This window comes from Paenibacillus bouchesdurhonensis, from assembly GCF_900155685.1.
Taxonomy (GTDB): domain Bacteria; phylum Bacillota; class Bacilli; order Paenibacillales; family Paenibacillaceae; genus Fontibacillus; species Fontibacillus bouchesdurhonensis.
Genome location: NZ_LT732548.1, coordinates 1,765,453 through 1,779,861, shown reverse-complemented (window position 1 = coordinate 1,779,861; position 14,409 = coordinate 1,765,453). Strand labels below are relative to the sequence as shown.

The 14,409-nt window shown below is 46.7% G+C and carries 6 protein-coding genes; all 6 read right to left on the bottom strand.

Features of this window, described 5'->3' with window-relative positions; translation table 11 throughout:
- Nucleotides 1-87: 87 nt before the first annotated feature.
- The 6 genes from CZ379_RS26655 to CZ379_RS12405 all read right to left on the bottom strand — a co-directional run bounded on the left by CZ379_RS26655 (nt 88) and on the right by CZ379_RS12405 (nt 14,205).
- The gene (locus CZ379_RS26655) at nt 88-5,739 is read right to left on the bottom strand and encodes an S-layer homology domain-containing protein (RefSeq protein ID WP_110931908.1); all 5,652 of its coding nucleotides are present in this window, start codon (nt 5,737-5,739) and stop codon (nt 88-90) included.
- 103 nt (nt 5,740-5,842) lie between these two features.
- The gene (locus CZ379_RS12425) at nt 5,843-8,116 is read right to left on the bottom strand and encodes a GH32 C-terminal domain-containing protein (RefSeq protein WP_110931907.1); all 2,274 of its coding nucleotides are present in this window, start codon (nt 8,114-8,116) and stop codon (nt 5,843-5,845) included.
- A complete protein-coding gene (locus CZ379_RS12420) occupies nt 8,113-10,581 on the bottom strand; it encodes a PfkB family carbohydrate kinase (protein ID WP_110931906.1) in 2,469 nt (822 codons plus the stop codon). Before CZ379_RS12420 ends, CZ379_RS12425 begins: the two co-directional genes overlap by 4 nt.
- A 24-nt stretch (nt 10,582-10,605) precedes the next feature.
- Nucleotides 10,606-12,258: an ABC transporter substrate-binding protein gene (locus CZ379_RS12415; RefSeq protein ID WP_110934350.1), complete on the bottom strand. Its 1,653-nt coding sequence runs from the start codon at nt 12,256-12,258 to the stop codon at nt 10,606-10,608.
- 87 nt (nt 12,259-12,345) lie between these two features.
- The gene (locus CZ379_RS12410; protein WP_110931905.1) at nt 12,346-13,242 is read right to left on the bottom strand and encodes a carbohydrate ABC transporter permease; all 897 of its coding nucleotides are present in this window, start codon (nt 13,240-13,242) and stop codon (nt 12,346-12,348) included.
- A 12-nt stretch (nt 13,243-13,254) separates the two neighbouring features.
- Nucleotides 13,255-14,205 carry an ABC transporter permease gene (locus tag CZ379_RS12405; RefSeq protein ID WP_110931904.1) on the bottom strand — a complete coding sequence of 317 codons (951 nt, stop codon included), beginning with the start codon at nt 14,203-14,205 and terminating at the stop codon, nt 13,255-13,257.
- Nucleotides 14,206-14,409: the final 204 nt, after the last annotated feature.

Here is a 14,409-nt window from a genome sequence, read left to right as displayed (position 1 = left end):
GTAAGATGATTCTCGGTATAAATCAGAGAAAGCCGGAGGCATGGCGAAGGCGGACAGCACCTTGCTTCCCCGGCTTTCCCTTAACAGTTATTTATTAACTTTATCCAGCAGAAGTGAGATGATTTGCGCGCCCTCCGCACGATTCACCGTTTCATGTGGCATGAATAACTGATTGCGGCGTCCGTTAACTAATCCAAGCTCCTGTAAGGCAGCCACTGCATCTGAAGACCATCCGCTTATCGTACCGGCATCCTTGAAATTGCTTTGACGATTAACAGCAGCCTCCTGTCCAGTATGAAACAGATATGCTTTATAAATCATAGATGCCATTTCTTCACGACTTATGGTGTCCTCCGGCGCAAATGTATCTAGGCTTCTTCCGGTGATGATTCCCGCTTCGAATGCTGCTGCAATGGAAGTAGCGTACCATTTCGTCGGATCAACATCCTTGAATGCAGCTGTGTTCGAGGCCTTTATTCTCAGTGCCCGACTAATCAACGAGACAAACTCGGCCCGGGTCTCGTTTTGCTTTGGTGCAAATGCCGTATCGCTTACACCGAAAACAATCTGCTTCGCAGCCATCTTCTTGATCACGTCATGAGCCCAATAAGATTCATGAACATCATTAAAAGATTTGTCATAGGCAAGCACAGCATACATACTGAAATGGCTCACTACCGCAGTCATACTATCGTCCGCATACGTTCCGCCCGCATACTCCAAGCTGCCGTTATCGGCGATAGAATAGATTCCAGCCAGAGCCAGGCGGGAGTCCCTACTTAAACTCAGCCTGATGGTGACGGGTTTGGCGAATTTTTCAAGCTTAAGCTCCGTTCCATCAGCCTTCACGATAGATAATTTGAAGTCATAGACCTCTCCTAAAGCTGATATGTCCGCTTTATTCTTGCTCTTGACACTTTCTATCAGTGCTTTCATCCGATCTGCCGATAATGTGTCTATTTCAAAGGAGATTTGGGCACGTTCAAGTTCTCCACTTGTAACCAGCCCTTGTAATTCCTTCAGTACCTCAGTGGGAACTTCGATCTCTGCTCCGCTATGTTTAATCTTCAAAGCATTCTTACCATCATTTGCCGCCGTTTTAACCGGGAACAGCACCTGCCGTTCACCCTTAGCCATTTCGAAGGACAGGCTATTTGGACTGGCTGGTTTACTTGGGTTAACTCCATTGCTTACAGTGCTGCCCGATTCAACAGGAATAGATGGAGCAGGATCGATCGGTTTTGTCGGTACTGTTGGATTGGTCGGATTTTTTACTCTAACCGGCACATTGAAATCATCAACATTAATATGCCCAAAACCGGACGTGGATTGGTCAACTACCTTAATGTAGAGCTCTTCGCCGATATATTGCGACGCATCCCAAACTTTCCGTTGATATTCCTCATAATTGGTTGCTGTCTCTTTAAATAACACTTTTTCGTCCGATGCTCGGACTAATGCAACATATAACTTATCCAGATCACGCCCACCGCTGACAAGGAAATTAATCTTACCATTCCCGCCAAGAACAAAATTTTGTGATTTCAGCGTTCCTGTTAAGCTGTCACCACCGGCTGCCTCATTGAAACCCCACAAATGATAGCCGCCTGGTATTTTTTGCGATGGATTGAAATAAATCGTATCCCAAAACTTCTCGGCATTAGTCACATGTACATCCTGGAAGGCATCTCCTTCCGTGATCCAACCTGTTAAATCGCCTGTAGCAAAATCGTGGTTAGGCAGATCCGTAATATCGATATACACCGAGTTGTCCCAGTCATCCGGAACATAGACCGGAGCAGCCGGTTCGCCCGTCAAGGCATTCATATCCCATACTTCCATCGACTTGACCGTAATATCTTTGTCCGCCCAGACCTTTAAGCCGAGAGAATCGTATCGGCCTACGTAAACGCGGGTAGTCAGCTTTTTCTTATAATTAGCAAAGGCTTCTACTGCCGAACGATCGAGGAAAATATGGAGCTTCAGATTTTCTCCGTCCAGATCGACGTACCCGCCTTGTATGCCATCCACGCGCACATCCGGATCAATACTGCTCTTGGTCCGATCCACATTGAAGGTTCCGTTGGTCTTGTCGTAGTAAATCAGCGTTTCTTCCTGGCCGTTTTCGGAGCGTCTCACCTTGAGACCGAATTTCTGTGCTTCGCCCGGATCAATTTCCATCACAATCTCCAGCATGTCGCCTTTGATATTTTGGATCAATTGATTGGCGGCCTCCATGTTTTTATTTGCGATATCAACCAATCTAGCGCCCCGGAGGCTCTGTAATTCTTGAATAGGCTCGATACGCAATTGGTCCTGACCATCCAGGCTTAGGGAAACTGGCAGCGCCAGATTATGAGCCCATCCAGCTTGATATTCCGCCTGCGGTGTTCTTACGTTCTGCACCATGGAAAATACGACCGTTCTTCCATCAGGTGTGACTAAACCACTCTCTGCAGTTAAATAGCCATCGCCTACATCCATTTTGGAAGGTGCCTCCTGATCGGCTATAAATTTAAAGTTATCCCGGTCCCATGTTCCAATCCAGTAGAAAACCTCAACGTCCCTTTGCACATCATTAGCTGGAGGAACATGCTCCGGCTTCTCATGGGGATTGATTATAAATATATGCTTTTGCTTACCCGCACTATCTTTGCCTAACGGCAGTAAAACCGGCAGTTCCCATACCGTACCAAGTTCCGGATATAAATTTCTGTCACTAACGAATAAGGGCCCTTTATACTCCCAGTTGTACATATCGTCAGACACATAAACCAAAGCCGTGCCGCTGCTGAAATCCTTAAGACCGGATGTGACTAACTGGTACCACTTGTCTACCTCTTCGTCATACCAAACAAATGGATCCCGAAACTCGTTATGAATGCCGTTTCCATTCTGTTCGGTAACCGGAACGGGGTATTTTACCCATTGCTCTAGGTGGGGATCCGATAAATCGGCCGGAGTTGCCAGGCCTGTTCTTTGGTTTGGCGACAGGCCGTCATTCCCGGCAGTATAGAAAAGTACCGGATTGCCGTTGCGATCAACCGCTGCGCTCCCTGACCATACTCCGTCCGGATCCAGGGTACCCGCTTCGGGGGCAAGAGCAGGCCGCACATTTTCCCAGTGAACCATATCGTCACTCACCCAATGTCCCCAGTGAATTTGATGCCAAAATGGACCTTGCGGGTTATGCTGATAAAATAAATGGTATTTACCGTTATAATAAATCGGTGCATGCGCTTCGTTCATCCAGTTTTGCGGCGGCATGGCGTGGTACTGGGGACGGTGCTGATCGCCATCAAACACACTCGGATCCTCGTCAATATCGCCATTCGGAATTACCGGAACCAAGCCGCCATGAAGCGTTTTCACATTCTCATATTCAGCAAGGATTTCCTGAGAAGTAAGGGCTCTGTTCTGCAGCTTCACTTCATCGATAAGTCCGCTGAACATATTGTAGGAGAACAAACCTGCCAACTCTACCGGTTTATTATTTTTACCAATCATGAGGTTTTCGGTAGCAGGGGTAATCGGAATGTCGACGGCGGTGGCTTGGGAAGCCACTTCCTCACCGTTCAGGTACAATTTGATCATTCCATCCTTCTTGTCGAAGGTAGCCGCTACATAATTCCATTTGTATTTTTCTAGTGGATGATCTTTAACCCATACCTGAATCCATTGGCCGCCAATTCCAACCTGCATGGCCCATGTTCCGTGCCGGTACATGCCAAGTTCGAAGCCTTCCGCTTTATCCTGATCGGACTGGCTCACGATTGTGGACAGCCTGTTTCCGTCGCCCCACTCGTAGCTGCGAGGCGCGACCCAGGCTTCAAACGTTAATGCGTCACGTACCGGAACCACTTTCTCTGCATTGATCTCGATGTAATTCGAATATCCATCGAACAGCAACGCCCCGCCCTTTACTCCGCGTGGAGTCCACCTAGGGTCTTTAGCGGCCATATACCTGGCATCGTTAAATACATAATTCACATCGTGCTCAAGATTGCTTACTCCCTCAAGGGCCTTCTTTCCTTTTCCTTCGTCAAAATTCATGTATAATATGTTGCCCGGAGCGTGAGTCTCAAAAGCATCAACAGAAATACTTGCTCGGTTCGATTGATCGATGATCTTGATGTAAAGCTTCTTATTATAGTATTCTTGCATTTTCCACGAGATTCTTTCATTTGCACGGATGTCCCCGGTCTTCTTGAGCAGCGTGTTAGTGCTGGCATCATATAGTGCAACGTAGGCATCCTCAGGTTGATCGACACCTAAAATAGTGAAGTTAATCGTCCCCGTTCCCTGAAGCGTAAAAATACTCGATGTAATCGAGCCCTGTCCTTCCAAGGAGGACTTGGCATAAAAGTTGCCTTCTTTACCGGCCCCAGCTTCATCGGTCACTTGAAAAGAATCGCCTTCAACGATCCAACCGTCAAAGTTTCCGGTTTCAAAACTCGGATTCTGCATTTCGGTCGGCATAATGTTATCGGCCATGACTCCTTCTTCCGGTACGAGCTCATTGAAGGTGTTGAAGGCGTCCGCAAATATGACTCCCCAATCCGAGGTTCCATTATCGACGATCTCTAGATATAGCCTCTTTCCGATATACTTGGAAAGATCGGCTTTATATAACTCCATATTCGCCAGTCTCATGCCCTGCGCAGGATCCGGAAAACCCGACTCGTTAAATTCGATGTTTCCATACCTGGCTATCAGGTCTCCCGTATCCGCATCGATGATGCCCACGTACACTTGATCCGTATGCTTGCCTCCGCCCAGTCTAAAGGTAATCCAGCCGGTTCCCCCCAGCTCGAAGGTGCTGGAACGAAGAACACCGGTCGCAGATTCGTCATACTTCCAGCCGTTTAAATGATAAGTGCCTTCCTGGTTATACGAGATTTGTTCCGCCCACCATGTTGTTTCATCCGAAACGCTGTTCGGACCGAAAGCTTCACCTTCCACGACCGTCCATCCCGATAAATCTCCGGTTTCAAAGCCGGGGTTTGCGATTTGATACCGTTTGAAATCCGGTTTGATATCCGTTGCGATAATTCCTTCAGCTGGTTCGGTTAGATGGTACATGAAGAAGGCGTCCGCAAAAATCAGCCCCCAATCCGAGGTTGCATTATCGACGATTTCGATAAACAACTTTTTACCCAAATGTTCGGAAAGATCCGCCTTATATTGCTCCATGTTAGCAAGCCGCATGCCCTGATCGGGATTAGGGAAGCTAACGTCGGCGAATGCGCTGTTGCCATACCTGGCAATAACATGCCCCGTGTCGGCTTCTACAATATTTATATATATTTTGTTAGGATTTTTTGCGCCGCCCAACTTAAAGCTGATCCAGCCGCTGCCGCCCAGTTCGAAGGTGCTGGAACGAAGAATGCCGGTCGCGGATTCGCTATACTTCCAACCGTTTAAATGATAAATCCCTTCCTGATTATAGGGAATTTGCTCCGCCCACCACGTAGTTTCATTCGATACGCTGTCTGATCCAAACGCTTCGCCTCTCACAACCGTCCAACCTGTCAGATCCCCCGTTTCGAAACTTGGATTTTGAACTTGATAGACCGCATCCGTAACCGACAATACCAAGTCCGACTTTGAATCAAGCGCTTTTCCAAAGCTTGGCCCCTGCTCGGCTACGGCCGAAATTCCGGGAGAAACAAGCTGGAGTACGATAACCCAAATCACCATTTTGGAGATCCAAGACTTTCTACCCTTAACTTTTCTCATTCAAGAGCTCCCTTCATTATTAATAAAGCGTTTTCAATGTGCGGGTGAAAACTTCCTTAATGCATACCCTATGCCTACCGGCAAGAAGCGCCGAAGCGCTTCTCTACCAAATAGACTGCATATCCCATATTTCCATAGATTTTACGACAAGCTCTCCATCTCCCCAGATCTCTAGCCCCAAAGCATCTCTACGACTCGGATAGACCCGGGTCGTCAGGCTTTTCAATCCGTTGGCATAGGCTTCTACCATAGAGCGATCCAAATAGATGTGAAGCTTCAAATTCTCACCTAGAAGTTCCAGCTTACCGCCCTGAACTCCTCTGCACTTTTCTCCAGGATGAAGCGTCGTTTTTGTCCGATCAACCAAAAGTTCAGCTACATTGATATCGTAGTATAGCAGGGTTTCCTCTTCTCCATCCGGCGTGCACCGGATCTTGATTCCGAGTTGTGCGGCACTAACCGGCTTCAGTTCCACTTGAATTTCCAGCATGTCACCTTGAACTTCCCGCAACAAAATATTAGCCTCGGCCAATGACTTATCACTGAACGATATCCGCTTAGCACCACGCAGGGACTGAAGCTCTTGAATCGGCTCGATTCCCAGTCGTCCATCTTCCCGCAAATACACGCTCAAGGGCAAGCCGGCGTTATGAGCCCAGCCCGATTGATATTCCAACTCGGACGTCCGGTCGCCTTGGGCGATCGTAAAGACGATATTTCTGCCAGTTTTCGGATCCACCATTCCGCTCGGGCCGGTAAAATGAAAATCACCGACATCAATCAATTCCGGCTCCTCCTGATCGGGAATGAACGAGAGACTTTCTTTGTCAAGCTGTCCGATCCAATAGAATACCTCGACATCGGCGCCTTTTCCTACTGGACTGACCAGTAGAAGATGCTTGTTCTCACCCTGCTTGTCGGTGCCAAGAGGAAGAAGGACCGGGAGCTCCCAAATCGATCCAAGATAGGGGAACTTCTGAATATCCGCTTGATAAAACGGACCCTTGTACGTCCAGTTCAACATATCTTTTGAAGCAAATGCCAGGGCGGCCCCGCCTTGGCCTTCGATTCCTGATCCAACTAGAGCATACCAGCCTTCATCGTCCTTCCACACAAACGGATCGCGAAAATCCCCGAAAGCACCCCTTCCCTTCTCCTGTACGATGAGCGGCTCCGGATGTTTGATCCATTGAACCAAATCCGGGTCGCCATCCCGGGAATAAGTGCTCCGGGCAAGCGCCACGCTCTGATTCGGCGAAGCACTATCATTGCCTGCCGTAAAGAACAAGACAGGCAGACCGTCCGCATCGTAAGTGGCGCTTCCTGACCAAATCCCGTCCGGAGCTAGTTGATCCTTTTCAGGTGCCAGAGCCACGGGAAGATCACGCCAATGCACCAGATCCTTACTGACCCAATGCCCCCAATGGATGTGATAAAAGAACGGCCCTAACGGGTTATGCTGATAGAACAAATGATATTGTCCGTCAAAATAGATCGGCGCATGCGGTTCATTCATCCAATGGGCGGGTGGGCTGACATGATATTGGGGTCTGTGCCGGTCCTGTAACAGAGGTGTCCGATCCAGCTTAATCTCATCATATTGCACCTGCGGCTTAACGCCTCCATGCGCAGAATCCAGTATATGCCGATAAGAAACGGCCACTTCCTCAGCACTTAAGACCCGGTTGTATATTTTCAATTCATCGAGGATACCGCTAAACATCTGGAGATTGAAATTTCCCGCCCACATGCTGCTATGATTATTCTTTCCGATGAGCAGATCCGTGCCCGTTGCCTGGGCAATGCGGGAACCGCGAGGCACGGCAGACGTAGCAATTTCACTACCGTTCAAATACAGCTTGATTTCGCCCTGATTTCCATCGAAGACAGCGTTTATATATGACCAATCATTCTTCGGCAGTTCACAGCCGTCCGGTGACCAAATTTCTTTCCAGCCCCCTTTCTCGAGTCCAACCTGGAAAGACCAACAGCCGTGTCGGAACATGCCAAGTAGATACCCTTGCTCGCGCTCCATATTGTGGCTGTTCACAATGGCAGCCAACTTGCCTTCAAAGCCCCAATCATAGGAGCGTGGTGCAACCCACACTCCTATGCTTAGTGCTGACATAGGTTCCTGCCTGCTTTTCCCCTTACTAGCCTGATGGGAGATAAAAGTCGAGTAACCGTCGAACAGGAGCCCGCTTCCAGTTACCCCCTTTCTCCACTGCGGATCGGTCGGTTCCGTAAACTCGGCTTGATTAAATACGTACTGGATCTCATCACGGACTTGCGTTACCTTCTCCAGAGCGCTTGCTCCTGCTCCTTCATCAAAAGGCCAATACATGATTAATCCCCGATCATCGATTGGGCAGTTCATGCATCATCCCTCCCTACAGAAGCCTCAGCAGTATAATAGGGAATAGTAATGGATTTAAGGGTATAGATTTGAAGTGAATCCAGTACAACCTGCCCTGATTTCGTGCTTACTTCAACCTCCTCAATTGGAGCGTCGGGAAATATTTGATCCGTCAGTACAACCAGGCCATTATTCGCGTATACTTCAATGGAATTGCGGTCCAACCAGATGTGAAAATTGATCTTATCACTTAGCGCAACCATTTTGGCACCGTGCTTGCAAGCGAACGACGAGTGGAAATCCGTAACCCCCGATTTTGAACGATCGATGAACAACCATTGGCGCTTAGGGTCAAACCCGACTACAATCTCGCTCCCACCAGAGGATTTTAAACAAATATGAACTTCCTCACCGGATCGGATATCGATATCCGCTTTAATCTCCAGCAAATCTTCATTAACCTTCTGCAGAAATGGAGTCTCCGGCGTAACAGTAACATCGTTCCAGTGAATGGAACCTTTCCGTAGTTGCTCCATTTCCCGGACTGGCATTTGGGTCAAAGTCAAACTTCCGTCCCGTTCGGTTAGTGACAAGGCGCGAGGTAAAGTCATAGCCCCTCTCCACGAACCAGTAGGCGTCTCGTTGGCATACTTCCAGTTACTCATCCACCCGATGATTACGCGGCGTCCGTCTTCTTCAGGTATGTCCGACCAGGTCACTCCCGCATAGTTGTCTCGACCATAATCCAGCCACTTGATATGATCGGCCGTATTGTCATTAATAAAAGTTTTTCCGTCGAACTCCCCGATAAAATATTGCGTACGCGATCCTTCGGGACAGTCCGGATTATCGCCGATGCTTATGATAAGTACCCATTTGGAACGACCAGTGTCATCAATCGGCAATTCAAACAGATCAGGGCATTCCCAAACTCCGTCATGCGACCCTTCACCTTTACCAAATTCACCGGTAAGCGACCATTCACGCAGATTTTCGGACTGATAAAACCGGACATGATCGCCCGCAACAATAACCATAATCCAGCGCTCACTTTGTGAATGCCAGAACACCTTCGGATCCCGAAAGTCAACAAGCTCATCCTCTGTAAGTACGGGGTTCCCCTCATATTTGTGCCAGGTTTGGCCTTGATCACTGCTGTATGCCAAGCTTTGACGCTGGCGCGGCTGTCCAGTCTCCGGATGTGTATCCGCATGGGTAAAGAGCGAAACCAGTCCATGAGAATTTTCGAACAATCCGCTGCTATTTTTCCAGTCCACCACACAGCAGCCCGAGAAAATAGCACCGTGCTCATCCGGGAACAGAGCGATCGGCATATGCTCCCAATGTACCAGGTCTTTGCTTACCGCATGGCCCCAGTGCATCGGCCCCCATTTATTTCCGTAAGGGTGGTGCTGGTAGAATAGATGATAAGTTCCCTCGTAAAAAACTAATCCATTGGGATCATTCAACCAATGGGATGGAGGTGAAAAATGAAAACCCGGTCTGAAATATTCATCATTATACTTTTTTTCGGACTCGATCATCCGGTTGATCTCTTCTATCGTCGGCATTGCTCCAAGAGCCCCCTTTCGTGTTGTTACCAACGCTCCGCCGGCATTAGCAAAAGTCAGCATGCTAGTGATTTGCTGGTTGGTTAAATTATTCAAAGAACTCCCGGTTTCCAGGATCTTATACAACAAGCAGCCCAGAAAAGCATCCCCGGCCCCTGTCGTGTCGATGACCTTTACTTGAAATCCTGGAACATATCCATCCTGCCCAGTCAATCGGTAATAGCAGCCTTTTTCCGCTAAAGTAACGACGATTAACGTGATATCAAACTGTTGCTGAAGCTCGAGTGAGCCTTTTTCCACATCATTTGTGCCCGTAATAAAAGCAAGCTCTTCTTCCGATATTTTTAAGATATCGGCATACTGAAAACCCCAAAGAATATTCTGCTTTGCTTCCTCCTTGCTCTCCCATAAGGAAAACCGGATATTCGGATCGAAAGAGAGCAGAGTTCCCGCTTCCTTTGCCCTAAGAACCGCCGTCTTCGTTGCCATACGAGCCGGTTCATGTGTCATCGACAACGAGCCGAAATGCAGAGCCTTACACGTTTCTATCCTACCCAGCGGAACATCCGATGAGTTTAAGATGGTGTCCGCTCCCGGCTTCCGGAAAAAGCTGAAGGACCGGTCTCCCCTGTCATCCAGATGGACAAATGCCAGCGTTGTACTCGCTTCCTTGGTATAAGAAACTCCGGACACATCAACCCCAGCACGAAGCAAGGTATTGTACAGCAGCGAGCCGAATTGATCTTCCCCAACCTTGCTAATCAATGCCGATTTGGCACCTAACCGGGATAGTGCAGCGGCTACGTTAGCCGGAGCCCCCCCAGGATTGCATTCAAACTGCTCGTTACCTCCGGCTGTGCGTCCTGCCGGAGTAAAGTCGACCAATACTTCCCCGATCGCTATGACATCAAGCACAGTTTCTCCCCACCTGTCATCTAGTTATTTATTTTTTAGATTTTCGTTATAACGATCAAGCCCGGTTTGATAAATTTCCATCAAGTCATTGAGGCCCATCTTCTCCAGTGTCTTCACATAGCTATCCCACTGCTCATCCACTCCGCCATCAACAATAAATTTGGCTCTTTGCGTATTTACGTACTTGATCAATTCAGGCTCAATTTTGTTGATCTTATCCAGTTCTTCTGGTTCAAAGAAAATGCTTGGATAGTTTTCCTTTTCCATGTACGGATTGTAATATTGCTCCAAATCTTTAGCACGCTGTTGGGCCCGCGGCTCCATGTCTACAATTTTTCCGAAATCTTCGAACGTAATGACCCCTGGTCCGCCTGAACCCGGAGCTACCTTTTGGCGAAACTCACCTGCGGAAGTGCCATCCGGGATCGGTAAGTTTACCAGCTTACCATTTGCATCTTTCTCAAATACGACGTCTAGCGGACCCCAGTGGATTTGAGCGGCCATATAAGGTTCATACTGCTGATCGATCCAACGCATGGTGATTTCAGGATTCTTGTTTTCTTTTGTAATCACAAAAGCCCCACGGCCTGGACCACCGCCATTAGCACGACCGATAATCTGATCTCCATTTGGTCCTTTTAGCGGAGACAGCAGAACATAGTCTTTACTGCGCTCAGACCCGACAACCTCCTCGATTTCCCACCAAATATAAGATCCGAGTGTCTCATCTGTCGTTTTACCTTTGGCCAGATATTGTGCTGCGTCCTGGGTAAAGGATTCGGGATCAATCAGGCCTTGTTTATACCATTTTTCATTGAAATATTTAAGAGCTTCCTTATATTCAGGCTGATTTGCGGTGAAAATGACTTTTCCATCGCGTACGACTCTATGCTCCAGGTTATCCGGAAGTCCAAAGGCCCCGAAAATTCCTGCAATATCCATACACCACTGCATATGCATAAAGCTGAGTGGGATTTCATCCTGCTTTCCATTGCCATTCGGATCCTGAGTTTTAAAGGCAAGCAGTGCCTCCGTGTATTCATCCAGTGTTTGCGGCACTTTCAGACCAAGCTTATCAAGCCAGCTTTTATTGATGACGTGAAAGAAGGGGTTAGTTCCAAGATTATTATCTTCCCAAGACGGCAGTCCATATATATGCCCATCCGGCGCCGTAATCGATGATTTGATATCTGGCCTGCTTTCGAAAAGCGCCTTCAAGTTAGGTGCATATTGATCGATTAAATCTTCCAACGGAATAATGGTTCCGTCTTTACCGTAATTGATTAGCTCGTAGTCGGTAAATCCAGCTGCATAAAATGCATCCGGCAAATCTCCGCTTGCGAGTAGCAAGTTTTTCTTCTCTGCATAATCCGTGTCAGGAATATTTTCCCATTTGATCTTGATGTTCGTTTCCTTTTCCAGCCGCTTGAAAATTTCCATTTCCGAGAACTCCGGCGCCAATGCAGCTTTCGGAGATACCATTCTTAATGTCACTGTATTGTTTACAATTGGAAGGCCGGTTCTGTTGAAATTTGTATCTTGAACCGGGTTGCTTTCCTGTGTATTTGACTCATTGTTGTTTCCCGAACATCCGCTAAGCACAAATGCTCCGGCTAATACAAGAATTCCTGCTTTTTTGAATAAAGACTTCACATAGATAACCTCCCTTTTATTCATCCAACAAGATAAAATCATACTTAACTCTTCACTTGTGTTCGTTTCAATTTCTGCACATCCCCCCTTTCAAGCTCCGTCAAATTAAGCTCAACCCTTGATCGACCCGATCATCACGCCTTTAACAAAGTACTTCTGCAAGAATGGGTACAATATCAACAACGGCAGACTGGATACGATGATGACACCGTATTTTATTAATTCCGTAACGCGCATTTTGGCTGCGTAAGATTCCACATCGATCATCATCCCAGAGTTGACTTGATTCTGAACAAGTATGTTGCGAAGCACCAATTGCAAAGGATATTTGTTTTCATCGTTCAGGTAGATCAAAGCATCGAAGAAACCATTCCAAAAGCCGACGACATGATACAAGACCATAACAGCCAGGATGGATTTGGACAATGGCAGGACGATGCTCCAGAAGAATCTGGTGTTGGAACACCCGTCAATAGAAGCCGCTTCCCACATTTCATCAGGTATGGAAGATTGAAAAAATGTCCTCACGATAATCACATTGAATACACCGCCCGCTCCAGGAATAACAAGTGCCCAGATCGTATTCAGCATGTGAAGATCCTTGATCAGCAAATAGGTAGGGATAAGCCCTCCGCTAAAAAACATCGTAATCATTAAAAACCACATAATCACCGATTTACCTACAAGATTTTTACGAGCCAACGGGTAGGCCGCGAATACAGTCACAGCGACACCAATTATTGTTCCTAGGGTTGCGTATAATATCGAATTGAAGTACCCGATCCATATGGAGGAATCACTAAAAATCCGCTCGTAGCCATCCAACGTGAAGCCTTTAGGATATAACCAAACTTCACCGGAGTAGATGAAATTGGGATCACTAAATGAAGCGATCAGCACAAAATACAACGGGAATAATACGAGCAACATAACGATGGTTAATAAAAAATTGTTGATAATATCGAACCATACGTCGCCTTTACTCTTTCTTTTCAATAGCTGATACAAGATGAACTCCTCCTACCACAGACTAGTTTCTGTCATCTTTTTAGCGATCCAGTTTACGGTAACAATCAGAATAATATTGACGAAAGAATTAAACAGGCCAACTGCCGTAGAAAAGCTGTATTGAGCCTTCTGAATCCCCATTTCATATACATAGGTCGGGATAATATTAGAGGCAGCGTAATTCAAATCGCTCTGCATCAGAAATGCCTTTTCAAAGCCGATGCTCATAATGTTGCCAAGTGCTAGAATTAACAGTATGACGATCGTTGGCAAAATGCTTGGAATATCCACATTCCACACTCGTTTCCATTTGCTTGCCCCGTCCATAATTGCAGCTTCATGGAGCTCAGGATTGACTCCTGCAAGAGCAGCAAGGTAAATGATGGTTGAGAATCCGGTTTCTTGCCATAGACCTGATAGTATATACAGTGGCCGGAACCAGCCCTCGTTCGCCATAAAGAGAATAGGCTCTCCTCCGAACCAGGTGATAATGTGATTCACGATACCGCTGTTTGGAGATAAAAAAACATTCAGCATGCCGACAAGCACGACGGTAGAAATAAAATGAGGTGCATAGATCACCGTCTGAACAAATTTTTTGTATCTCTTACCGAGCATCTGATTCAGCATGATTGCGATAATGATGGGAGCTGGAAAGCTAAATAACAATGAAAGAAAACTGAGGGAGAGCGTATTTGTGATGATTGTCCAGAAGTTATAGGAATTAAAAAAATCTATAAAGTGTTGAAACCCTACCCATTCACTTCCCCAAATCCCCTTACTTGGGGTGAAATCCTTAAAAGCGATCTGCACGCCATACATCGGATAATATTTGAAAACGAGATATAGAATTATGATTGGCAGCAAAAACAGATACAGTTCATAGTCGCGTTTTACCCGTCTCCATCTTTTGCGATTTGGTTTAATCATGGAAGGATCCAATCCGCTGGTTCTTGAGTTCACTCTTATTCTCCCTTTCAATGTAAATTAATTTTCATTTTTGAAACGTTTCCAATTTGATTTGAGTAGAACAAGTCGTTTGGACATTTATATAATTGAATCAACCGTATAAGCTGATGTCTTCTTCAAATATCTAGGAAAATAATCCCGGTTATTCACTTGAAACGTTTCCAATTAAGGGAAAGAAAAACTTCAGTTCATTAAACC